Source organism: Pelomonas sp. BJYL3, assembly GCF_027257975.1.
Lineage (GTDB): Bacteria > Pseudomonadota > Gammaproteobacteria > Burkholderiales > Burkholderiaceae_C > Roseateles_B > Roseateles_B flavus.
The window spans coordinates 105,338-126,567 of sequence record NZ_JANZKX010000009.1; the positions used below are offsets into that span (position 1 = coordinate 105,338).

General features: G+C 69.5%; 20 protein-coding genes and 3 tRNA genes. 18 read left to right on the forward strand and 5 right to left on the reverse strand.

Translation table 11 applies throughout. The annotated features are described in order from the left end of the window. Nucleotides 1–28 precede the first annotated feature (28 nt). Both O9Y01_RS22215 and O9Y01_RS22220 read left to right on the forward strand, forming a co-directional pair. Nucleotides 29–2,305: a S9 family peptidase gene (locus tag O9Y01_RS22215; RefSeq protein WP_269633835.1), complete on the forward strand. Its 2,277-nt coding sequence runs from the start codon at nucleotides 29–31 to the stop codon at nucleotides 2,303–2,305. Between the two features lie 200 nt (nucleotides 2,306–2,505). Next, entirely contained in the window at nucleotides 2,506–2,736 is a 231-nt protein-coding gene (locus O9Y01_RS22220) for a hypothetical protein (RefSeq protein ID WP_269633836.1), read from the forward strand. Nucleotides 2,737–2,886: 150 nt separating this feature from the next. On the opposite strand, the gene O9Y01_RS22225 is transcribed toward O9Y01_RS22220, so the two are convergent. The 5 genes from O9Y01_RS22225 to O9Y01_RS22245 all read right to left on the reverse strand — a co-directional run bounded on the left by O9Y01_RS22225 (nucleotide 2,887) and on the right by O9Y01_RS22245 (nucleotide 8,968). Beyond that, a complete protein-coding gene (locus O9Y01_RS22225; protein ID WP_269633837.1) occupies nucleotides 2,887–4,692 on the reverse strand; it encodes a glutamine--tRNA ligase/YqeY domain fusion protein in 1,806 nt (601 codons plus the stop codon). A gap of 90 nt (nucleotides 4,693–4,782) precedes the next feature. Further along, complete coding sequence (locus O9Y01_RS22230) at nucleotides 4,783–5,598, reverse strand: LytR/AlgR family response regulator transcription factor (protein WP_269633838.1); 816 nt, start codon at nucleotides 5,596–5,598, stop codon at nucleotides 4,783–4,785. Beyond that, nucleotides 5,595–6,731, reverse strand: coding sequence for a sensor histidine kinase (locus O9Y01_RS22235; RefSeq protein WP_269633839.1), 1,137 nt, complete (start codon nucleotides 6,729–6,731; stop codon nucleotides 5,595–5,597). Before O9Y01_RS22235 ends, O9Y01_RS22230 begins: the two co-directional genes overlap by 4 nt. Before the next feature lie 24 nt (nucleotides 6,732–6,755). Then, nucleotides 6,756–7,262, reverse strand: coding sequence for a DUF6622 family protein (locus O9Y01_RS22240; RefSeq protein WP_269633840.1), 507 nt, complete (start codon nucleotides 7,260–7,262; stop codon nucleotides 6,756–6,758). Nucleotides 7,263–7,390: 128 nt separating this feature from the next. Then, nucleotides 7,391–8,968: a helicase HerA-like domain-containing protein gene (locus O9Y01_RS22245; RefSeq protein WP_269633841.1), complete on the reverse strand. Its 1,578-nt coding sequence runs from the start codon at nucleotides 8,966–8,968 to the stop codon at nucleotides 7,391–7,393. 133 nt (nucleotides 8,969–9,101) lie between these two features. Between O9Y01_RS22245 and O9Y01_RS22250 the strand changes: the two genes are divergently transcribed. The 16 genes from O9Y01_RS22250 to O9Y01_RS22325 all read left to right on the forward strand — a co-directional run bounded on the left by O9Y01_RS22250 (nucleotide 9,102) and on the right by O9Y01_RS22325 (nucleotide 21,052). Next, nucleotides 9,102–9,827, forward strand: a complete 726-nt coding sequence (locus O9Y01_RS22250) for a YebC/PmpR family DNA-binding transcriptional regulator (protein WP_269633842.1) — start codon at nucleotides 9,102–9,104, stop codon at nucleotides 9,825–9,827. Next, nucleotides 9,824–11,104, forward strand: a complete 1,281-nt coding sequence (gene purD, locus O9Y01_RS22255; protein ID WP_269633843.1) for a phosphoribosylamine--glycine ligase — start codon at nucleotides 9,824–9,826, stop codon at nucleotides 11,102–11,104. Before O9Y01_RS22250 ends, purD begins: the two co-directional genes overlap by 4 nt. Nucleotides 11,105–11,114: 10 nt before the next feature. After that, the gene (locus O9Y01_RS22260; RefSeq protein ID WP_269633844.1) at nucleotides 11,115–11,795 is read left to right on the forward strand and encodes a 1-acyl-sn-glycerol-3-phosphate acyltransferase; all 681 of its coding nucleotides are present in this window, start codon (nucleotides 11,115–11,117) and stop codon (nucleotides 11,793–11,795) included. Next, nucleotides 11,792–12,727 carry an oxygen-dependent coproporphyrinogen oxidase gene (gene hemF, locus O9Y01_RS22265; RefSeq protein ID WP_269633845.1) on the forward strand — a complete coding sequence of 312 codons (936 nt, stop codon included), beginning with the start codon at nucleotides 11,792–11,794 and terminating at the stop codon, nucleotides 12,725–12,727. Before O9Y01_RS22260 ends, hemF begins: the two co-directional genes overlap by 4 nt. Continuing rightward, nucleotides 12,718–13,353, forward strand: a complete 636-nt coding sequence (gene nadD / locus O9Y01_RS22270; protein ID WP_269633846.1) for a nicotinate (nicotinamide) nucleotide adenylyltransferase — start codon at nucleotides 12,718–12,720, stop codon at nucleotides 13,351–13,353. Before hemF ends, nadD begins: the two co-directional genes overlap by 10 nt. Next, complete coding sequence (gene rsfS, locus O9Y01_RS22275; RefSeq protein ID WP_269633847.1) at nucleotides 13,354–14,136, forward strand: ribosome silencing factor; 783 nt, start codon at nucleotides 13,354–13,356, stop codon at nucleotides 14,134–14,136. 3 nt (nucleotides 14,137–14,139) lie between these two features. Beyond that, nucleotides 14,140–14,607 (forward strand): 23S rRNA (pseudouridine(1915)-N(3))-methyltransferase RlmH, encoded by a 468-nt coding sequence (gene rlmH, locus O9Y01_RS22280; RefSeq protein WP_183104269.1) that lies wholly within the window; start codon nucleotides 14,140–14,142, stop codon nucleotides 14,605–14,607. 7 nt (nucleotides 14,608–14,614) lie between these two features. After that, nucleotides 14,615–15,217 (forward strand): Maf family protein, encoded by a 603-nt coding sequence (locus O9Y01_RS22285; RefSeq protein WP_269633848.1) that lies wholly within the window; start codon nucleotides 14,615–14,617, stop codon nucleotides 15,215–15,217. 139 nt (nucleotides 15,218–15,356) lie between these two features. Continuing rightward, the gene (gene rng, locus O9Y01_RS22290; RefSeq protein WP_269633849.1) at nucleotides 15,357–16,838 is read left to right on the forward strand and encodes a ribonuclease G; all 1,482 of its coding nucleotides are present in this window, start codon (nucleotides 15,357–15,359) and stop codon (nucleotides 16,836–16,838) included. Nucleotides 16,839–16,920: 82 nt separating this feature from the next. Continuing rightward, nucleotides 16,921–18,237, forward strand: a complete 1,317-nt coding sequence (gene tolB / locus O9Y01_RS22295; protein ID WP_269633850.1) for a Tol-Pal system beta propeller repeat protein TolB — start codon at nucleotides 16,921–16,923, stop codon at nucleotides 18,235–18,237. A 219-nt stretch (nucleotides 18,238–18,456) separates the two neighbouring features. Then, the gene (gene pal, locus O9Y01_RS22300) at nucleotides 18,457–18,975 is read left to right on the forward strand and encodes a peptidoglycan-associated lipoprotein Pal (protein WP_269633851.1); all 519 of its coding nucleotides are present in this window, start codon (nucleotides 18,457–18,459) and stop codon (nucleotides 18,973–18,975) included. 1 nt (nucleotide 18,976) lies between these two features. Continuing rightward, nucleotides 18,977–19,765, forward strand: coding sequence for a tol-pal system protein YbgF (gene ybgF / locus O9Y01_RS22305; protein WP_269633852.1), 789 nt, complete (start codon nucleotides 18,977–18,979; stop codon nucleotides 19,763–19,765). 94 nt (nucleotides 19,766–19,859) lie between these two features. Beyond that, nucleotides 19,860–20,663, forward strand: coding sequence for a tRNA threonylcarbamoyladenosine dehydratase (locus O9Y01_RS22310; protein ID WP_269633853.1), 804 nt, complete (start codon nucleotides 19,860–19,862; stop codon nucleotides 20,661–20,663). Between the two features lie 101 nt (nucleotides 20,664–20,764). Beyond that, nucleotides 20,765–20,840, forward strand: a tRNA-Lys gene (locus O9Y01_RS22315). Nucleotides 20,841–20,861: 21 nt separating this feature from the next. After that, nucleotides 20,862–20,937 (forward strand) — tRNA-Lys (locus O9Y01_RS22320). Between the two features lie 39 nt (nucleotides 20,938–20,976). Beyond that, nucleotides 20,977–21,052: transfer RNA gene (locus O9Y01_RS22325), tRNA-Lys, on the forward strand. Nucleotides 21,053–21,230 lie beyond the last annotated feature (178 nt).

Sequence of the window (21,230 nt, forward strand, 5' to 3'; positions counted from 1 at the left end):
GAAGGGAAGGCAGCGCGTAGCATCCCGCATGCTTCAAATATCCCGCCTTCTCCTTTCCCTGCTGCCCCTGCTGGCAGCCTGGCCGCAAGCGCAGGCCGCGGCCGCGCCTGAGGCCCTGGATCCCGCGCTGACGCTGGAGCGCATCCACGGCGACCCGCCCCTGATGGGCCGCGCCGGCCTGGGCGGCGTGCTCTCGCCGGGCGGGCAGTGGCTCACCTATCTGCGGCCCTCCGAGGCGAACCCTGATGTCAACGAGCTGTGGGGCACGCCCGTGGCCGGCGGCGATGCCCGCCGCCTGGTGGCCGCGAGCGACCTCATCGGCCAGCGCGAGGCCGTGCTGACCGAGGCCGAGCGCATGGCCCTGGAGCGGCGCCGCCAGCGCGGTGCAGGCATCACCGGCTACCAGTGGTGCGGCAAGGACGACCGCCAGCTGATCCTGCCCCTGTCGGGTGACCTCTACAGCGTCGAGCTGGCGCATTCACAGGACGGCGCGCCCAAGGTTCGCCGTCTCACCCACGACGAGCAGGAGCCCGAGCGCGATCCGCAATGCGATGCCGCAGGCCGGCAGCTGGCCTATGTGAAGCAGAACGACCTCTGGATCCAGGGCCTGGACGGCAGCCCCGCGCGCCGCCTCACCCACACGGGCAGCGAGACGCGCTCCACCGGCCTGGCCGAGTTCATCGCCGAAGAGGAACTGCACCGCCACCGCGGCTTCTGGTGGTCGCCCGACGGCACCCGGCTGCTGGCGCTCGAGGTGGACGAGTCCGGTGTGCCCCTGCGCCGCCGCGCGCAGATCGGTGGCGATGGCACGCGCCTGGTGGAGCAGCGCTACCCGGCCGCCGGCAGCCCCAATGCCAAGGTCCAGGCGCTCGTGCTGGACCTGAGCGGCAAGGCGGAGGCCCAGCGCCTGCCCCTGCCCGCCGAGGCCGAGTACATCGCCCGCGCCGGCTGGTTCGCCGATGGCAGTCCCTGGCTGCAGTGGCTGACGCGCGACCAGAAGCGCCTGCAGCTGCTGGAGTTCAACGCCCAGGCTCAGCCCCATGTGGTGCTGGACGAGCGCGATGCCGCCTGGGTCGAGGTGCATGACGACCTGCGCGAGCTGCCCGGGCTCAAGCGCTCGGGCAAGCCGGCCCTGCTGTGGAGCAGCGAGCGCAGCGGGCGCCGCCAGCTCTACCTGGTCGACCGCGTCAGTGGTGCCGTGCAGGCCCTCACGCATCAGCCCGAGCCCGTGGCCCAGCTGGTGTGCCTGGGCGAGCAGCACCTGGTCTTTGCCGGCGCCACCGAGCGCGGCCGCGGCCGCGAGCTGTTCCAGGCCGACTTCAAGGGCCAGGTCCGCCAGCTCCAGCCCGGCGAGGCCCGCCGCTGGCGCGATGCGCGCGGTGATGCCGCCTGCACGCGGCTGCTGATCACGCAGTCCTCCTGGCAGCAGGCGCCGCGCACCGAGCTGCTCCTGCTGGACGGCAGGACGGCACCACGCCTCATCGAGCAGGCCCGGCCCGATCCGCTGGTGCTGGACCTCGCCGCCAAGCTGCAGCCCCAGTTCCCCGCGCTGCTGGCCGCCGACGGCAAGACCCCGCTCAACGCCATCTTCCTGCCGCCCACGCGGCCCAGCCTCAGCGGCAACTACCCCGTCGTGGTGCGGGCCTATGGCGGCCCGGGCACGGCCACGGTGAACTGGCGCTGGCAGGGCGACCTGCCCACCCTGGCGCTCTACCAGCAGCAGGGCTTCGGCGTGCTGATGCTGGACACCCGCGGCATGGCCTTCCGCGACCGCGACTTCACCCGCGCCCATGACCACGCCTTCGGCAAGACCGAGGTGGCAGACCTCTTCGGCGCGGTGCGCCAGCTGGTGCAGCAGTATCCCGCGGTGGACGCCGGCCGCATCGGCTTCATGGGCTGGTCCTATGGCGGCTTCCTGGCCCTGCGGGCGCTGCTGGACGCCGACACGCCCTTTGCCGCCGCCATCGCCGGTGCCTCGCCCACCGACTGGACGCTCTACGACACGGCCTACACCGAGCGCTACCTCGGCCTGCCCGAGGGTGGCAAGGCGCCGGCCTACCAGCAGGCCCAGCTGGTCTCGCGTGCGGCCCTGCTGAGCAAGCCGCTGATGATCATCCACGGTACCGCCGACGACAACGTGCTCTTCGACAACTCGCTGCGCATGATCCAGGCGCTGCAGAACGAGGGCAAGCTCTTCGAGACCGTCATCTACCCGGGCCATGCGCACGGCGTGGCCGGCCGCAAGGCTCGCTACCACCTGGCGCGCACGCAGCTGGATTTCTTCCAGCGGCAGCTGCGTCCCTGAGTCCACCCCTGAGCCGGAACCCGGGGTGGATGGGCATGTGGATTGCCTGTCGTGAATAAATCATGTCAGTGCATTTCCTAGTCCACCCATCTCGAGGATCCGACGTTGAATCGAGACCTTTGCACATGGTGGCCCCCGCGATTGAGGCCTAGTCTTGGATCAAGCCCACAGCAAAGATGAGGGCGTCGTTGGAGAAGATCATGAACATCCTGGAAAGCACCGCTCCGCGCGTGGCGGGGCCGTTCGAAAGCAGCTTCGAGCTGAGGTTCCAATCCCTGTTCCACAGCGGCAAGGCCCTGGCCTTTCCCTGCGACGCACGGGGCGAGGTGAGCCTGGATGCGCTGAGCGAGCGGGCACGCGAGAACTACCTCTTCGCAAGGGCCGTGGTGGGGCATGAGTACGCCGCACCGGTGGTCACCAGCCGCGGCTGAGACCTGCGCCCGTGCGGCCCCTGCTGAGCCGGTGTTCCTGAACGCCGGCCTTCAGAGGCGGCCTGTGCGCTGATCAGCGCCCTCGCTGGCGCCATGAAAAAGACCGCCCTCGGGCGGTCTTGTCATTGCGGGAGGCCGCGGCCTCGTCGATCACTTGCCCCAGCCGTCGCGCAGGCCGGTGATCTTGTTGAAGACGGGCGTGTCGGCACGGTGGTCCACGCGGTCGGCCACGAAGTAGCCGTGACGCTCGAACTGCACCTTGGTGTCGGCCACGGCCGCGGCCAGGGAGGGTTCGAGGTAGCCCGTCACCACGCGCTTGCTGCCGGGGTTGATGACTTCCAGGAAGTCGCGGCCGCCGGCGTCCGGCTGGGCCTCGGTGAAGAGGCGGTCATAGAGGCGCAGCTCGGCCTGCACGGCCTCGTGCACGGCCACCCAGGTGATCACGCCCTTGACCTTGACGGCGTCGGCGCCCGGCGTGCCGCTCTTGGTGTCCGGCACCAGGGTGGCGAGCACGGCGGTGATCTCGCCGGCCTCGTTCTTCTCGCAGCCCGTGCACTCGACCACATAGCCGGCCTTGAGGCGCGCCTTGTTGCCGGGATAGAGGCGGTGGTAGCCCTTGCTCGGCACCTCCATGAAGTCCTCGCGCTCGATCCACAGCTCGGGGCCCAGGCTGAAGGCGCGCTGGCCCAGCTCGGGCAGGTGCGGGTGGACCGGGGCGCTGCAGGGCTCGCGGTGCTCGAGGCTGCCGAAGATCTCGGCGAAGTTCGTGAGCTTGAGCTTGACCGGGTCGATCACGGCCATGGCGCGCGCGGCCTTGCCTTCGAGGTCGGCACGCAGGCAGCCGTCCAGCACGCTGTAGTCGATCCAGGCGTTCTGCTTGGTCACGCCGGTGGACTCGACCATGTTGCGGATGCTCTCCGGCGTGTAGCCGCGGCGGCGCATGCCCACGAGCGTCGGCATGCGGGGGTCGTCCCAGCCGCTCACATGGCCTTCCTCGACCAGCTGGCGCAGCTTGCGCTTGCTGGTGACCACGTAGCTCAGGTTCAGTCGACCGAACTCGTACTGATGGGGCAGGGGGCGTGCCAGCAGGCCGCCCTGGGCCAGGTGCTCCAGCAGCCAGTCGTAGAAGGGGCGCTGGTCCTCGAACTCCAGGGTGCAGATGGAGTGGGTGATGCGCTCCAGCGCGTCCTCGATCGGGTGCGCGAAGGTGTACATCGGGTATATGCACCACTTGTCGCCCGTGTTGTGGTGGGTCGCGCGGCGGATGCGGTACAGGGCCGGGTCGCGCATGTTGATGTTGGGCGAGGCCATGTCGATCTTGGCGCGCAGCACCATGGCGCCGTCCGGGTGGACGCCGTCGCGCATCTCGCGCAGGCGGGCCAGGTTCTCGGCCGGCGTGCGGTCGCGGAAGGGGCTGTTGGTGCCGGGCGTGCCGAAGTCGCCGCGGTTGGCGCGCATCTCCTCGGGCGTCTGCTCGTCCACATAGGCCAGGCCCTGCTCGACCAGGTACTCGGCGGCGCGGTACATGAAGTCGAAGTAGTTGCTGGCGTAGTAGAGGTTGCTGCGCTCGCCGTGCGAGGCCGGAGCCTGCCAGGACCAGCCCAGCCAGGCCACCATCTCCTTGATGGCGTCGACGTACTCCTGCTCTTCCTTCTCAGGATTGGTGTCGTCGAAGCGCAGATGGCATTCGCCGCCATAGTCGCGCGCCAGGCCGAAGTTCAGGCAGATGCTCTTGGCGTGGCCGATGTGCAGGTAACCGTTGGGCTCCGGCGGGAAGCGGGTGCGGACGCGGGCGGGGTCCAGCGGTCCGGCGGCATGGTGGGGCGCGTCACCCGGGCCGCTGCCGAAGCGGCGCTCGGCGCCGTAGCCCTGCTCCAGGTCGCGCTCGATGATGGCTCGCAGGAAGTTGTTGGGCTTGAGGGCCTCGGCGTCAGGGGCGTTCTTGGGCTCGGACATCGGCGTTTCGGGAGCCGCCGGATGTGCCGCGGCCCCCTCGTTGGAATGGGAAGGGGCGGATTTTATCGGTGCTGCGCGACGGTCTGCCGCTCACAGCCCCCGGAAAAGGTGCGCATAGAGCCGGCTGACGCCCAGCTTCTCGGCGTGATCGCGCAGATGCAGGGTCAGTTTGCCCTGTTCATCGCGCACGGCGCGGTCGATGGCCGTGGCGCGCACCACGGTGCCGCGGTGCACCTGCCAGAACAGCTCGGCGTCCAGCTGGGGCAGCAGTTCGCGCAGGGAGAGCCGCATCAGGTGCTCCTTGCCGGCGGTGACCACGCGCACGTATTTGTCAGCCGCTTCGAAGAACAGCACCTCCTCGATGGGCACCATCTGGATGCTGGAGCCCTGGCTGACCTGGAGCAGACGCAGGCGGGGCACGGCCGGGGCCGAGGCCGGGGCAAGGGCCTGTGCGGGCGCCAGCAGCTGGCGCAGCTGGTCCAGCGTGGCGTCCAGCGCCTGCGGGCCTTGGCGCTGGGCCAGGGCCTGCTTCAGCCGGGCGACGGTCTGGGCCAGGCGCTCGCGCTGCACGGGCTTCAGCACATAGTCCACGGCCGCGTGCTCGAAGGCCTGCAGCGCGTACTGGTCATAGGCGGTCACGAAGACCAGCAAGGGGAAGGGCGCGCCCTCGGGCCAGTCCTCGGCCAGGGCCGCGGCGGCTTCCAGGCCGCTGAGGCCGGGCATGCGGATGTCCAGGAAGCACAGGCTGGGGCGCCGCGCCAGAGCCAGGTCCACCGCCGCCTGGCCATGCGGGGCGATGGGCAGCAGCTCCAGCTCCGGCCACAGCAGCTGCAGCTCGGACTTGAGGTGTTCGGCGAGCAGGGCTTCGTCTTCGGCAATGAGGGCGGTGAGGGCGGTGGGGCTCATGGGGCAGCGGCGGGGGCGGGGGCCGTCATCAGGCGGCGGGGGATGTGGATCTCGATGCGGCAGCCGCCGTCAGGCGGGTAGCTCAGGCTGAGGCCGGCGGCCTCGCCGTAGCGCGCCTGCAGGCGGTCGCGGACCTGCTGCAGGCCGAAGCCGGTGCCCGCGGTGTCGGCGGCCGGGAAGTGGCCGCGGCCGCTGTCGCTGACCACCAGCAGGCAGTCCTCGCCCTGCATCCGGGCCTGGACGCTCAGCGTGCCGCCCTCGATCTTGGGCTCCAGGCCATGCTTGATGGCGTTCTCCACCAGCGGCTGCAGCAGCAGGGCCGGCAGCTGCAGCGAGGCGAGCTCCTCCGGCAGATCGAAGCGGGACTGCAGGCGCTCGCCCATGCGCACCTGCATGAGGCTGAGGTAGTCCCGCAGCCGGGCGAACTCGTCGCGCAGGGCATGGTGGCCGACGCGGGAGGCCTCCAGCGTGGCGCGCAGGAAGGCGATCAGCTGGTCCAGCATCGCCTGGGCGCGGGCGGTATCCAGGCCGATCAGCACGCGCAGATTGGCCAGGGTGTTGAACAGCATGTGCGGCTCCAGCTGGGCCTGCAGCAGCAGGAGCTGGGTCTCGGCCGCCACGCGGCGTGCGTGCTCGGCCTCGACCTGGGCCGCGGCCATGCGGTGGCGGGTGTAGAAGAAGGCCGTGGCAACGAGGGAGGCCACGCCTGTCACCGTCAGCATGGCGGCCGCGTGGCTCCATTGCGCGGACCACAGGCTGCGGGTGTGCAGGCCGGAGATCAGGTCGCCCAGCTGCTGGCCGATCGAGAAGCCGCCCACCGATCCGAAGATCACGGCCACGGCGATCCAGGGCAGGCCGGGCCATTGCTGCTCGCCGCCTTCCGGGCACGGGCGGCCCTTGCGCATCGCGTAGGCCAGGCCGCGGAAGCTGGCGTCGATGAGGGCCCAGCAGCTCATGCCGATGCACACGGAGTAGAGGATGTTGTGCCAGAAGTCCCGCCAGCCGCTCACCCCTGCCAGCACCAGGCCGATCAGAAGGCACCACAGAAAGGCCGCGCCGGCACCGTGGAGCCATTGGCGCAGCCCCTGTCTGCGGGGCCAGAGGGAGCGGAAGGGGCGGGAGGCCTGGGTCATGGCGGGCGATTGTGCAGCAGGGGCTCAGGCCGCCGGCGCGCAGCGGGCCATCAGGTTGCGGGACCGGGCCAGGAAGAGCGAACCGAGGGCGCCATTGAGTGCGCTCGCGCCCAGCACCACGCCGGCCTGCTGCGCCAGCTGCGGGCTCATGGCCAGGGTCATGCCCATCAGGAACTTGAGCGCGAAGATGCCCATCATCACCGCCAGGGGCGCCCAGCTGCCGGGCACGAAGTAGGCGTCACGCGCCGCATCGTGGCGCGCAGCGCCGGGCCAGCCGCTGGCCATGACCAGCTGGCGCGTGGCCGAGAGCCCCGCCAGGAATCCCAGCACCGTCAAGGCCTGCCAGCCGAAGGCACCCACCGTGCTCCAGGCCGAGAAGGCGAGGAAGGCCAGGGGCATGCGGCGCAGGCGCGCGGCGCTGACCCAGCGGTCACGGGCCTGGCTCAGGCCGAGGACGATGAGGGCCAGCAGCAGGCCCCAGACCCAGGTCGGGACTTGATTGAGAATCATGGGGAGGGTCGTGCTGCTCATCGCGGGCTCCTGGTTGAGGTGTCGATGACTGCACTGTGCCGGGGGCGCCGGCTGGCGTCCCCCGGGGCGCGACGAGGCGCAGGGCGGCGTCGCGAAATGCCTTCAGTCGTCGTGAAGCGCATGAGCGCTCAGCGGCGCCGGCTGCCCCCGCCACCCAGGATGCTGCCCAGCACGCCGCGCACGATCTCGCGGCCCAGGGAGCTGCCCATGCTGCGCAGGGCGGACTTGGCCGCGGCCTCGGCCAGGCCCTCGTGGCGGCCGCCGCGCGGGCCGGTCGTGCCGAAGAGCACGTCCTTGAGCCCGTCCATCAGGCCGCCTCCGGCATCCGGCGTGGGCGCCGGGGCCGGCGTGGCGGGACCGCGCTGCAGGGCCTGCCGCGCTTCGTCTGCCAGCGAGCCGCCGGACGGGGCCGGCGCAGGCGCGCGGGCCGCTGCCGGGGCGCCCTTGAGCCGCTCGTAGGCGGATTCCCGGTCCAGCAGGCGCTCATAGACGCCAGCCACCAGCGAGCTCTGCAGCAGGCCCTGGCGCTGCTCCGGCGTGATCGGGCCGATGCGGCTGCCCGGCGGCAGGATGAAGACCCGCTCGGTGATGCTGGGCCGGCCCTTCTCATCCAGCAGGCTCACCAGCGCCTCGCCCACGCCCAGCTCGCTGATGGCGCTGGCGATGTCCAGCCCCGGCTTGGCCCGCATGGTTTCGGCCGCGGCCTTGACGGCCTTCTGGTCGCGCGGGGTGAAGGCGCGCAGCGCGTGCTGCACCCGGTTGCCCAGCTGGCCCAGCACGGTGTCGGGGATGTCCAGCGGGTTCTGGGTGACGAAGTAGACGCCCACGCCCTTGGAGCGCACGAGGCGCACGACCAGCTCGATGCGCTCCACCAGCGCATCCGGCGCGTCCTTGAACAGCAGGTGGGCTTCGTCGAAGAAGAAAACGAGCTTGGGCTTGTCCAGGTCGCCCACCTCGGGGAGCGTCTCGAAGAGCTCGGACAGCAGCCACAGCAGGAAGGTGGCGTACAGGCGCGGCGCGGCCATGAGCTTGTCGGCCGCGAGGATGTTGATCACGCCCTTCCCGCCGTCGGCCTGCATGAAATCGGCGATGTTGAGCATGGGCTCGCCGAAGAACTTGTCGCCGCCCTGGGCCTCGATCTGCAGCAGCCCGCGCTGGATGGCGCCGATGGAGGCGGCCGAGACATTGCCGTATTGCGTCGTGAACTCGCTGGCATGCTCGCCCACGTGCTGCAGCATGGCGCGCAGGTCCTTGAGGTCCAGCAGCAGCAGGCCCTGGTCGTCGGCGATCTTGAAGACCAGCTGCAGCACGCCGGTCTGGGTCTCGTTGAGGGCCAGCATGCGGGCGATGAGCAGCGGGCCCATGTCCGAGATGGTGGCGCGCACGGGGTGGCCCTGCTCGCCGAAGACGTCCCACAGCGTGGTGGGGCAGGCCACGGGCTCGGGCGCCTCCAGCGCGCGCTCCTTGAGCACGGCCAGCAGCTTTTCCGAGGCCTGGCCGGGCTGGGAGATGCCGGTGAGGTCGCCCTTGATGTCGGCCATGAAGACGGGCACGCCCTGCAGGCTGAAACTCTCGGCGAGCTTCTGCAGGCTGATGGTCTTGCCGGTGCCGGTGGCGCCCGTGATCAGGCCGTGGCGGTTGGCCAGGGCGGGCAGTAGGTGGCACTCGATCTCGCCTTGGCGGGCGAGCAGGATGGGGTCGGCCATGCGGGGCTCCGGGGAAGAGGTGGTGGCGAAAGCTAAAATCGCAGTCTATCCAACACCATCACGGCTGGAGCGCACGGAATTCCACAGGGGAATCACGGCAGGCGCCAAGCGGCCGACCCGGAGAACAAGACATATGGCAGGGCATTCCAAATGGGCCAATATTCAGCACCGCAAGGGCCGTCAGGACGAGAAGCGGGGCAAGGTCTGGACCCGTCTGACCCGTGAAATCATCGTGGCCGCCCGCTCGGGCGGCGGCGACATTGCCATGAACCCGCGCCTGCGCCTGGCCATCGAGAAGGCCAAGGCCGCCAACATGCCGGCCGACAACATCAAGCGCAATGTCGACAAGGCCACCGGCAACCTCGACGGCGTGACCTACGAGGAAATCCGCTACGAGGGCTACGGCATCGGCGGCGCGGCCATCATCGTGGACTGCATGACCGACAACCGCGTGCGCACCGTGGCCGAGGTGCGCCACGCCTTCAGCAAGCACGGCGGCAACCTGGGCACCGAAGGCTCGGTGGCCTTCCAGTTCAAGCACTGCGGCCAGCTGGTCTTCGCCCCCGGCACCTCGGAAGACAAGGTCATGGAGGTGGCCCTGGAAGCCGGCGCCGAGGACGTGATCAGCGGTGACGACGGTTCCATCGAAGTCCTGACCCCCCCGGGCGACTTCGAGGCCGTGAAGAACGCGCTGGAGGCAGCGGGCCTGAAGCCCGAGATCGCCGAAGTCACCATGCGTGCAGAGAACACCATCGACCTCGCCGGCGACGACGCCGCCCGCATGCAGAAGCTGCTGGACGTGATCGAGGACCTGGACGACGTCCAGGAGGTCTATCACAACGCGAGCATCGAGCAATGAAGGTTCTCGTCCTCGGCAACGGCGGCCGCGAACACGCCCTGGCCTGGAAACTCTCGCAGAGCGAGCGCGTGAGCCAGGTCTACGTGGCCCCCGGCAACGGCGGCACTGCGCAGGATCCGCGCCTGCAGAACGTCAACCTCAGCGACGTCAAGCCCCTGGCCGACTTCGCCCAGGCCGAGAAGATCACGCTGACGGTCGTGGGCCCCGAGGCCTTCCTGGCCGCCGGCGTGGTCGACGAATTCCGTTCGCGCGGCCTGCGCATCTTCGGGGCCACCAAGGCCGCCGCGCAGCTGGAATCCAGCAAGGCCTTCGCCAAGGACTTCATGAAGCGCCATGGCATTCCCACGGCCGCCTACGAGACCTTCAGCGACGCCGCCGCCGCCCATGCGTATGTGGATGCGCAGGGCGCGCCCATCGTGATCAAGGCCGACGGCCTGGCCGCGGGCAAGGGTGTGGTGGTGGCCATGACGCTGCCCGAGGCGCATGAGGCCATCGACTGGATCCTCGAGGACAACAAGCTGGGCGTCGTGCACAACGAGGGCGGCGCGCGCGTCGTCATCGAGCAGTTCCTGCAGGGCGAGGAAGCCAGCTTCATCGTGCTGTGCGATGGCCGCAACGTCGTGCCCCTGGCCACGAGCCAGGACCACAAGCGCCTGCTGGACAAGGACGAAGGCCCCAACACCGGCGGCATGGGCGCCTACTCGCCCGCGCCGGTGGTGACGCCCAATGTCCATGCCAAGGCCATGCACGAGATCATCATGCCCACCATCCAGGGCATGGCGCGCGACGGCGTCCCCTTCACCGGCTTCCTCTATGCCGGCTTGATGATCGACGAGCACGGCCAGCCGCGCACCGTCGAGTTCAACACCCGCATGGGCGACCCCGAGACCCAGCCCATCATGATGCGGCTCAAGAGCGATCTCTTCGAGGTGCTGATGCATGCCACCGAAGGCACGCTGGACCAGGTCGAGCTGCAGTGGGACCGCCGCGTGGCGCTGGGCGTGGTGATGGCCGCCGAGGGCTATCCGCTGAACCCGCGCAAGGGCGACGTGATCACCGGCCTGCCGGCCGAGACCGAGGACGCCATGGTCTTCCAGGCCGGCACGGTCGAGAAGGATGGCCAGCTGCAGACCAACGGCGGCCGCGTGCTGTGCGTGACGGCGCTGGGCGAATCGGTGCGCACCGCGCAGCAGCGGGCTTACCAGGCGCTCACCGGCATCCAGTTCGCTGGCATGCAGTACCGCCAGGACATCGGCTACCGCGCCATCAAGCGCTGAAGCCGCCGCCATGAGCCGTTCCCTTCCCATGTCCGCCTGCGTGCCCAGCGCGGTCGACGGCCAGCCCGGCATGCCCCGCGTCATCGAGGGCGGCCCGCGCCTGCGTCCGCGGGGCAGCCGCCTGGCGCGCGGCCTGCTGCGCCTCTTCGGCTGGCGCCTGGAGTTCAGCGGCCTGCCCGCGCTGCAGGGGGTGATCATGGTCTACCCCCATACCTCCAACTGGGATTTCGTCATCGGCGTCCTGGCCAAGTGGGGCCTGGGCCTGGAGCTGAAGTTCTGGGGCAAGGACTCGCTGTTCAAGCTGCCCCTGTTCGGCGCCTGGGTGCGCTGGATCGGCGGCATCGCGGTGGAGCGCTCCAGTGCCCACGGCGTGGTGGCGGACACCGTGGCGCAGGTGCGCGCCGCGCAGCAGCGCCAGCAGTCCTTCTGGCTGGCCCTGGCGCCCGAGGGCACGCGCTCGCTGGCCCCGGGCTGGCGCTCCGGTGCCTATCACGTGGCGGTGCAGGCCGGCATTCCCGTGGGCCTGGCCTACTTCGACTTCCAGCGCAAGGTGGTCGACCTCAGCCACTTCGTGCAGCTGTGCGGCCAGCCCGAGCGGGACTTCGCCCACTTCGCGCACTACCTGGCCCCGGTGAAGGGCAAGCGGCCCGAGCTGGCCAGCCCCATCACCCTGAAAGGTTCCAAGCGATGAACACACAGCTGGTGCGCGACTACCTGCTGGGCCTGCAGCAGCGCATCATCAGCGGGCTCGAGCAGCTCGACGGCCAGCCCTTCCTCAGCGACGGCTGGCAGCGCGAGCCCGGCGGGCGCCTGGAGGGCGACGGCCTGACGCGCCTGATCGAGAACGGCGGGCTCTTCGAGCGCGGCGGCTGCAACTTCTCGCATGTGCGGGGTCGGGTCTTGCCCCCGTCGGCCACCCAGCACCGCCCGGAGCTGGCCGGTGCGCCCTTCGAGGCCATGGGCGTGTCCCTGGTCCTGCATCCTCACAACCCCTTCGTGCCCACGGTCCACATGAACGTGCGCATGTTCGCGGCCCTGCCGGCGGGCGCCGAGCCCGTGGTCTGGTTCGGCGGCGGCATGGACCTCACGCCCTACTACGGCTTCGAGCGCGACGCCCAGCACTTCCACCGCACCTGCCAGGCTGCGCTGGAGCCGCATGGCGCGCAGCACTACCCGCGCTTCAAGCAGTGGTGCGACGACTACTTCTTCCTGAAGCACCGCAACGAGCCGCGCGGCATCGGCGGCATCTTCTTCGACGACCACGCGGAAGGCGGCTTCGATGCGGCCTTCGGCCTGATGCAGTCGGTGGGCGATGCCTTCCTGCCGGCCTACGCGCCCATCGTCGAGCGCCGCCAGGGCCTGGCCTATGGCGAGCGCGAGCGCGACTTCCAGGCCTACCGCCGCGGCCGCTACGTGGAGTTCAACCTGGTCTTCGACCGCGGCACGCTGTTCGGGCTGCAGTCGGGCGGGCGCACCGAGTCCATCCTGATGTCCATGCCGCCGCTGGTGAAGTGGCGCTATGACTGGCATCCGGAGGAGGGCACCCCCGAGGCGCGCCTGTACACCGACTTCCTGCGGCCCCGCGACTGGGCGGGCGAGAAAGCCACGCACCTATGGCTGTGAGCCCGGACGACGCCACGGGCACCGGCCTCGCCGGCCCCGTGGGGCTGTTCGGTGGCTCTTTCGACCCGCCGCACCTCGCCCATCTCAGCCTGGCGCGCACGGCCCTGCAGCAGCTGGGCCTGGCCGAGCTGCGCTGGCTGCCCGTGGGCCAGCCCTGGCAGAAGGCGGGGCGCCAGCTGGCGGCGCCGGCGCACCGCCTGGCCATGGTGCAGGCCCTGGTGGCGGGCGAGCCGCGCTTCGTGGTGGACACCACCGAGCTGGAGCGCGCGGGCCCCAGCTACATGATCGACACCGTGGAGGCGCTGCAGTCGCGCTTTCCACAGCGGCGCGAGTGGTTCCTGGTCATCGGCCAGGATCAGTACGCGCGCCTGTCCAGCTGGCATCGCTGGCAGGATCTGTTGAAGCGACTCACCCTGGCCGTCGCGGCCCGGGCGGGTCAGGCGGTGAGCGCGGCGCCCGAGGTGGCGGCGGTGGCTCATCGTGTGGTCCGGCTGGACATGCCGGCCCTGGAGATTTCCTCCACCCTCCTGCGCGGGCAATGCCTGCGTGGCGAGGACATCACGCCCATGGTGGGCGACGGGGTTGCGCGCTATATTGCCCAGCACCGTCTTTACAGCGAGCACTGAATGGACATTCGTAAACTGCAGCGTGCCATCGTCGATGGTTTGGAAGACGTCAAGGCGCAAGACATCGTCGTGTTCAACACGGAGCACCTCTCGCCCCTGTTCGAGCGCGTGATCATCGCCTCTGGCACCAGCAACCGTCAGACCAAGGCCCTGGCGTCCAGCGTGCGCGAGACCGTCAAGGGTCGCGGCATGGAAGTGATGCGCACCGAGGGTGAGGACAACGGCGAATGGATCATCGTGGACTGCGGCGCCGCCGTCGTGCACGTGATGCAGCCCGCCATCCGCGAGTACTACCACCTCGAGGAGATTTGGGGCGAGAAGCCCGTCAAGCTCAAGGTCGCCAGCGGCGAGACCAAGCTGGTGAAGGCCTCGGAAGACGCCAGCGAGGCCAAGCCGGCCAAGAAGGCCGCGAAGAAGCCCGCCGCCAAGGCCGTCAGCGAGGAAACCGAAGGCATGAAGGCCGCGGTGAAGAAGCCGGCTGCCAAGAAGGCGGCCACCAAGACCGCGGTGGCGAAGAAGGCCGCCACCAAGACCACGGGCACCAAGGCCGCGGCCACCAAGACCGCCGCCAAGGCACCCGCCAAGCGCCGCAGCACCGAGCTGAGCCCGCGCACCAAGGAAGCCGTGACGGTCAAGGTCGGCACCAAGAAGCCGGCGGCCAAGAAGGCACCGGTGAAGGCGGCGGCCAAGCCGGCTGCCAAGCGCGCCCCGGTCAAGCCCGCAGCCAAGCCCGCCGCCAAGCCGGCCGCCAAGAAGCCGGCCGCCAAGAAGTCTGCCAAGTAAGGCATGCGCCTCCTGCTGATGGCCGTGGGCCAGCGCCAGCCCGGCTGGGCGGACGAGGCCTACGAAGACTTCGCCAAGCGTTTCCCCCCGGAAATGCGCCTGGAGCTCAAGGCCGTCAAGGCCGAGCCCAGGGGCGGCAAGAGCACCGAGCAGCTGATGGCCGCCGAAGGGCAGCGCCTGGAAGCGGCCCTGCCCAAGAGCGTGCGGCGCATCGTGCTCGATGAGCGCGGAGATCGCGTCACCACCAAGCAGCTGGCCGAACGCCTGGAACGCTGGAAGGGCGATGGCCGCGACGTGGCCATCTTCATCGGCGGCCCGGACGGCCTGCATCCCGATCTCAAGGGCAAGGCCGACGAGCTGCTGCGCCTCTCCGACCTCACGCTGCCGCACGCCTTCGTGCGCGTGCTGCTGGCCGAGGCCCTGTACCGGGCCTGGTCCGTGATGGAGGGGCATCCCTATCACCGCGAGTAAGGCCGGCATGGCTGACTTCATCTACCTGGCCTCCCAGAGCCCGCGCCGCCGCCAGCTGCTGGAACAGATCGGCGTGCGGCACGAGCTGCTGCTGCCCGGCGCCGACGAGGACGCCGAGGCGCTGGAGGCCGAGCGCGAGGGCGAGAGCCCGGACGCCTACGTCCAGCGCGTGACCCTGGCCAAGCTGGACGCGGCCCTCACGCGCCTGCAGCGCCGCGGTCTGCCCGCCGCACCGGTGCTGTGCTCGGACACCACGGTGGCCCTGGGCGCGCGCATCCTGGGCAAGCCCGCCGACGCGGCCGACGCCCTGGCCACGCTGCGCCTGCTCAGTGGCCAGGAGCACCGCGTGCTGACGGCCGTGGCCGTGGGCGAGGGCGCGCGGCGCCTGCTGCGCCTGAATGTCTCGACGGTGCGCTTCGCCCCGGTCGATGACGCCGCGCTGCGCCGCTACGCCGACAGCGGCGAGCCCATGGGCAAGGCCGGCGCCTATGCCATCCAGAGCCAGGCCGCCGCCTGGATTTCCCACATCAGCGGCAGCTATTCAGGCATCATGGGCCTGCCCCTGTACGAGACCGCCGAGCTGCTGGCGGACTTCGGCATCACGGCCTGACGGAGACCCGCGGAAGCAGGCCCGCGGGGCCTGGCATGATGGGGGTCAGGTCTTGCGTCGCCCGATGCCAGCCCTGCCGCCTCGAACGCTGGCGCCAACGGTGGGACTCACCGCTGGCGCGAGCGCTGGAGCCCAAGCTATGGAAGATATCCTCATCAACTGGTCTCCCCAGGAGACCCGCGTCGCCGTGGTCGAGAACGGCGCCGTGCAGGAGCTGCACGTCGAGCGGACCCTGGAACGCGGCCTGGTCGGCAACGTCTATTCGGGCCGTGTGGCGCGCGTGCTGCCGGGCATGCAGTCCGCCTTCATCGACATCGGTCTGGAGCGCGCCGCCTTCCTGCACGTGGCCGACCTCCACATCGCCGGCCAGGCCGGTCGCGGTCACCATGCCGAGAACGGCACGCCCACGCCCATCGAGCGCCTGGTCTTCGAGGGTCAGGCCTTGACGGTGCAGGTGATCAAGGACCCCATCGGCACCAAGGGCGCGCGGCTGTCCACGCAGATCTCCATCGCCGGCCGCATGCTGGTGCACCTGCCGCAGGACGAGCACATCGGCATCTCCCAGAAGATCGGCTCGCCCGAGGCCCGCGAGCAGCTGCGCCAGCGCATGCAGGCCCTGGTGGGCAAGGCGGAGGAGGGCGGCGGTGGCGGCTTCATCCTGCGCACCAATGCCGAGGACGCCAGCGACGAGGAGCTGGGCTCGGACATCGCCTACCTGCGCAAGACCTGGGCGACCATCCGCGAGCGCAGCTTCCGCTCACCGCCCGGCACCCTGCTGCACCAGGACCTGAGCCTGGTCGAGCGCGTGCTGCGCGACCTGGTCAGCGAGCGCACCGGCTCCATCCGCATCGACTCCCGCATGCAGTACGAGGTGCTGCACGGCTTCGGCGAGACCTACATGCCCGCCGCCGTGGCCAAGCTGGAGCACTACCGCGGCGAGCGCCCCATCTTCGACCTCTACAACATCGACGGCGAGATCGACCGCGCCCTGGCGCGCCGCGTGGACCTGAAGTCCGGCGGCTACCTGATCATCGACCAGACCGAGGCGATGACGACCATCGACGTCAACACCGGCGGCTTCGTCGGCGCGCGCAACTTCGACGACACCATCTTCAAGACCAATCTGGAGGCGGCCGGCGCCATCGCACGCCAGCTGCGCCTGCGCAACCTGGGCGGCATCATCATCGTCGACTTCATCGACATGAGCCGCGAGGAGCACCGCGCCTCCGTGCTGTCGGAGTTCCGCAAGCAGCTGGCCAAGGACCGCACCAAGGTCACCGTGGGCGGCTTCACCCAGCTGGGCCTGGTGGAGATGACCCGCAAGCGCACCCGCGAGTCCCTGGCCCGCATGCTCTGCGAGCCCTGCCCGACCTGCGAGGGCCGCGGGCAGGTCAAGACCGCGCGCTCGGTCTGCTACGACATCATGCGCGAGATCCTGCGCGAGGCCCGCCAGTTCTCGCCCAAGGAGTTCCGCGTGGTGGCCGCGGCCAATGTGGTCGAGATGCTGCTGGACGAGGAGAGCCAGCACCTGGCCGGCCTGTCCGACTTCATCGGCAAGCCCATCTCCCTGACCGCCGAGCCCACCAACCAGACCGAGCACTACGACATCGTGCTGCTGTGATCATCGGCAGGGTCTTTGCCCTGCGGCACAATCGGCGGGCCGCCAGCCGGGCGGCCTGTCTTGATTGAACGCCGAATCGCCGATGAATCGCCTCACCACGCCCGCCCAGCCCCTGAGCAATCCGCTGCGCCGCAGCCTGCTGGTCTCTTCCGCGGCCTCCGCGGCGGCGGCCTTCAGCTTCCCGGCCCTGGCGCAGTTCCGCGTCGAGATCTCCGGTGTGGGCGGCACGCAGCTGCCCATCGCCATTGCCGATTTCCGTGACGAGGCCATGGCCGGTCAGTCGGTGGCCGGCATCGTGCGGGCCGACCTGGAGCGCAGCGGCCAGTTCCGCATGATCGCGGCGCCGGCTGGCCTCTCCGAAACCATCAGCCCCAATTTCAACGAGTGGCGCGGCAAGCAGGCCGATGCCCTGGCCGCCGGCTCCGTGGCCCGCCTGGCCGACGGCCGCCTGGACGTGCGCTACAAGCTCTGGGACGTGGTCCGCGGCCAGGACCAGGGCGGCGAGGCGCAGGCCGTGCATGCCGATGACGTGCGCCTGGCCGCGCACCGCATCGCCGACAGCATCTACCAGAAGCTCACCGGCGACCGCGGCGTCTTCGCCACCCGCATGGCCTACGTCACCAAGACCGGTCCGCGCTACCAGCTGCGCATCACCGATGCCGACGGCGAGGGCGGGCAGGTCGCGCTCAACAGCCCCGAGCCCATCATCTCGCCGGCCTGGTCGCCGGAAGGGCGCGAGATCGCTTATGTGTCTTTCGAGTCCCGCAAGGCCGTCGTCTGGCTGCAGGACCTCTCCACCGGCCGCCGCCGCGTGCTGGCGGACTTCCGCGGCTCCAACAGCGCGCCGGCCTTCTCGCCCGACGGGCAACGACTGGCCCTCACCCTGTCCCTGGCCGGCGGCTCGCAGCTCTTCACCATCAGCCGCAATGGCGGTGATCCCAAGCGCCTCAGCCAGACCCGCGCCATCGACACCGAGCCGGTCTACAGCCCCGACGGCGCGCAGATCTACTTCGTCAGCGACCGCGGCGGCGCGCCGCAGATCTACCGCATGCCCGCCAATGGCGGCGAGGCCGAGCGCGTCACCTTCAGCGGCAGCTACAACATCAGCCCCGCCATCAGCCCGGACGGCAAGACCCTGGCCTTCATCACCCGCGAGGGCGGCTCCACCTTCCGCCTGTGCGTGATGGACCTCGTGACCGGGCAGTCGCAGAAGATCACCGACTCCACCGAGGACGAAAGCCCCAGCTTCGCGCCCAATGGCAAGCTCATCGTCTACGCCACCCGCGCCGGCGGCCGGGACGTGCTCATGACGACCACGCTGGATGGCCGCATCAAGGCCAAGCTGGTGGCCAGCACGGCCGATGTGCGCGAGCCCACCTGGGGCCCCTTCGGGCGCTGAGCAAGCAAAGCAGGGGCGCTGGCCAGGTGAAAAACCGCCATTCATGCCTTGCTGACAGCATTTGGTTCCATTCGAGCCCTGCCAGTGCCCGAAGTCATGCCGAACTTGAGCCAAAATACCGGCCGAGCCGGGTGAGTCGGCCTGCCGCATGCTTTCAGACCAAACCGCATTCGGACCTAACGTACGGACATTGAGGATCCAAGGAGAGAAATGATGCAAATGCAAAAGTTGGCACTGGTGGTGCTCATGGCTGCCGGTCTGGCCGCCTGCTCGTCGACCAAGCTGGAAGAGCCGGCAAAGGTCGAGACCAAGGTCGAGCCGCCCAAGGTCGAGCAGAAGGTGGAGCAGAAGGCCGAGAGCCGTGTCCAGCCCGTGGATATCGATTCCGAGCTGCTGAAGGCCGCCAACGCCAAGGGCCGCACCGTCTACTTCGACTTCGACAGCTTCGTCGTCAAGAGCGACTACACCCCCCTGATCGAAGCCCACGCCAAGCGCCTGAAGAACAACGGCAAGGTCAAGATGAGCCTGGAAGGCCACGCTGACGAGCGCGGCGGCCGCGAATACAACCTGGCCCTGGGCCAGAAGCGTGCCGAGGCCGTGGCTCAGTCCATGAGCCTGCTGGGCGCCGGCAGCGCGCAGGTCGAGCCGGTGAGCTTCGGCAAGGAGCGTCCCGCTGTGGAAGGCCACAACGAGGAAGCCTGGTCCAAGAACCGTCGCGTCGAACTGAAGGACAAGTGAGATGCCGGCCTTGCGACCCCGTCTGAGTGCCCTGGCCCTGGTCGTCGCGACCCTGGCCCTGAGCCAACCGGCCCGTGCCGGCCTGTTCGAGGATGACGAGGCCCGCAAGGCCATCCTGGACCTGCGGGCCAAGCTGCAGCAGGTGGAGGACGCCCAGCGTTCCCGCCTGGAGCAGCTGGCCACGCAAGCGCAGGACCAGCAGTCGGCCCAGAGCCGCAGCCTGCTGGACCTGAGCGCCCAGATTGAAGCCCTGCGCGCCGAGATCGCGAAGCTGCGCGGGCAGAACGAGCAGCTGGCGCGCGACCTGGCCGAGACCCAGCGCCGTGTCAGCGACCAGGCCCAGAACCTGGACTCCCGCCTCAAGCCGCTGGAGCCGCAGAAGGTCAGCCTGGACGGCAAGGAGTTCAACGTCGAGCCCGAGGAACGCCGCCAGTACGAGGCCGCCATCGGCGCCGTGCGCAAGGGCGACTTCGCCGAGGCCGTGGGCGGCTTCAACGCCTTCCTGAAGCGCTACCCCGGCAGCGGCTATGCCGACTCCGCCCGCTTCTGGCTGGGCAACGCCCAGTACGGCAAGCGCGACTACAAGGACGCCATCGCCAGCTTCAAGTCGCTGATCGTGGCCAATCCCGAGCACCCGCGCGCGGCCGAGGCCCTGCTGGCCCTGGCCAACTGCCAGATCGAGCTCAAGGACCTGAAGGCCGCCAAGCGCAGCCTGGAGGACCTGGTCAAGGCCTACCCCGGCACCGAGGCCGCGCAGGCCGCCAAGGAGCGGCTCAAGGCCCTCAAGTAAGCCGGAGCCGGACCGAGGCAAGACCTGCCCCCCGACCCTTCGAACCCCGCCCGGATCCGTCGCCGGCGGGGTTTTGCATTTCTGATGTGCCACCATGAGCGACATGACCCCGCCCCCTCCCAGCGCCCCCGACCATGACAGCGATCGCCGCTTCGGCGGCCTGCGACGCCTCTATGGCGAGCGCGACTACCAGCGCCTGCGCGGCGCGCGCTTCGCGGTGGTGGGCGTGGGCGGCGTGGGCTCCTGGGCGGTCGAGGCGCTGGCGCGCAGCGGCGTGGCCGAGCTGGTGCTGATCGACCTGGACCAGGTGGCCGAGTCCAATATCAACCGCCAGATCCAGGCCCTGGGCAGCACGCTGGGCATGGCCAAGATTGACGCCCTGCGCGAACGCATCCGCGACATCCACCCCGACTGCCAGGTGCATGGCATCGAGGAATTCGTCGAACCCGGCAACTGGCCGGACCTGCTGCGGGGCCGGGCCATCGACGGCCTGATCGACGCCTGCGACCAGGTCCGCGCCAAGGCCGCGCTGGCCGCCTGGGCGCGGCAGACGGGGCATTGCTTCGTGACCGTCGGCGCGGCCGGCGGCAAGCGGGCCTCGCATCTGCTGGAGGTGCAAGACCTGGCCCTCACCACCCATGACCCGCTGCTGGCCAGCCTGCGGCAGCGCCTGCGCAAGGAGTACGGCCTGGCGCGTCAGGGCAAGATGGGGGTGCGCTGCGTGTTCTCGCGCGAGGCCGTGCAGCGGCCCGAGGCGGCCTGCGCGGTCGACGGTCAGGTGGACGGGAGTCTCAACTGCGCGGGCTACGGCTCCAGCGTGATGGTCACCGCGGCCTTCGGCATGACGGCCGCGGCCGAACTGGTGAAAGAATTTTTGCAAACCGCTTGCGCTGACTGAAAAACTGCTTCTATAATCTGAGGCTCTGCTGATGAGTACAGCGCGCAGGCAAAAAGCTCAAAAGAGTTTGAGCCTCAAGCGGCCGTAGCTCAAAAAGGCTCGGGTTGTTAGCTCAGTCGGTAGAGCAGCGGACTTTTAATCCGTTGGTCGCAGGTTCGAATCCTGCACAACCCACCAGTTTCGGTCGGTTTCGATCACGGGCTCTTAGCTCAGTTGGTAGAGCAGCGGACTCTTAATCCGTTGGTCGTAGGTTCGAATCCTACAGGGCCCACCAAGTTTTCTTGGCAGGCGTGATCGAAGGCGATAAGGGATTGGGCTCTTAGCTCAGTTGGTAGAGCAGCGGACTCTTAATCCGTTGGTCGTAGGTTCGAATCCTACAGGGCCCACCAAAACAGAAGGGACTCGTTGAAAGACGGGTCCCTTTTTGTTTTTCCGGGCCGAGGGCCGCCCGCTGCTGGCGCCTACCTCGGCGGCGGCCGTGCCTCATTGCACGCTTGTGCGCATCGCAAGACCCGACCCCCCGCCCCGGGCGCGGTTGTGAAGATTTGTTTCAGTATCATCCAGGGC

Excerpts from the sequence above, each read along its gene's own strand:
- O9Y01_RS22220 (WP_269633836.1), top strand. The coding sequence starts at position 2,506 with ATGAACATCCTGGAAAGCACCGCTCCGCGCGTGGCGGGGCCGTTCGAA.
- ybgF (WP_269633852.1), top strand. The coding sequence starts at position 18,977 with ATGCCGGCCTTGCGACCCCGTCTGAGTGCCCTGGCCCTGGTCGTCGCG.
- tolB (WP_269633850.1), top strand. The coding sequence starts at position 16,921 with ATGAATCGCCTCACCACGCCCGCCCAGCCCCTGAGCAATCCGCTGCGC.
- O9Y01_RS22285 (WP_269633848.1), top strand. The coding sequence starts at position 14,615 with ATGGCTGACTTCATCTACCTGGCCTCCCAGAGCCCGCGCCGCCGCCAG.
- O9Y01_RS22230 (WP_269633838.1), bottom strand. The coding sequence starts at position 5,598 with ATGAGCCCCACCGCCCTCACCGCCCTCATTGCCGAAGACGAAGCCCTG.
- purD (WP_269633843.1), top strand. The coding sequence starts at position 9,824 with ATGAAGGTTCTCGTCCTCGGCAACGGCGGCCGCGAACACGCCCTGGCC.
- O9Y01_RS22245 (WP_269633841.1), bottom strand. The coding sequence starts at position 8,968 with ATGGCCGACCCCATCCTGCTCGCCCGCCAAGGCGAGATCGAGTGCCAC.
- O9Y01_RS22240 (WP_269633840.1), bottom strand. The coding sequence starts at position 7,262 with ATGAGCAGCACGACCCTCCCCATGATTCTCAATCAAGTCCCGACCTGG.
- rsfS (WP_269633847.1), top strand. The coding sequence starts at position 13,354 with ATGGACATTCGTAAACTGCAGCGTGCCATCGTCGATGGTTTGGAAGAC.
- O9Y01_RS22225 (WP_269633837.1), bottom strand. The coding sequence starts at position 4,692 with ATGTCCGAGCCCAAGAACGCCCCTGACGCCGAGGCCCTCAAGCCCAAC.
- rng (WP_269633849.1), top strand. The coding sequence starts at position 15,357 with ATGGAAGATATCCTCATCAACTGGTCTCCCCAGGAGACCCGCGTCGCC.
- hemF (WP_269633845.1), top strand. The coding sequence starts at position 11,792 with ATGAACACACAGCTGGTGCGCGACTACCTGCTGGGCCTGCAGCAGCGC.
- pal (WP_269633851.1), top strand. The coding sequence starts at position 18,457 with ATGCAAAAGTTGGCACTGGTGGTGCTCATGGCTGCCGGTCTGGCCGCC.
- O9Y01_RS22250 (WP_269633842.1), top strand. The coding sequence starts at position 9,102 with ATGGCAGGGCATTCCAAATGGGCCAATATTCAGCACCGCAAGGGCCGT.
- O9Y01_RS22215 (WP_269633835.1), top strand. The coding sequence starts at position 29 with ATGCTTCAAATATCCCGCCTTCTCCTTTCCCTGCTGCCCCTGCTGGCA.
- O9Y01_RS22235 (WP_269633839.1), bottom strand. The coding sequence starts at position 6,731 with ATGACCCAGGCCTCCCGCCCCTTCCGCTCCCTCTGGCCCCGCAGACAG.
- rlmH (WP_183104269.1), top strand. The coding sequence starts at position 14,140 with ATGCGCCTCCTGCTGATGGCCGTGGGCCAGCGCCAGCCCGGCTGGGCG.
- nadD (WP_269633846.1), top strand. The coding sequence starts at position 12,718 with ATGGCTGTGAGCCCGGACGACGCCACGGGCACCGGCCTCGCCGGCCCC.
- O9Y01_RS22260 (WP_269633844.1), top strand. The coding sequence starts at position 11,115 with ATGAGCCGTTCCCTTCCCATGTCCGCCTGCGTGCCCAGCGCGGTCGAC.
- O9Y01_RS22310 (WP_269633853.1), top strand. The coding sequence starts at position 19,860 with ATGAGCGACATGACCCCGCCCCCTCCCAGCGCCCCCGACCATGACAGC.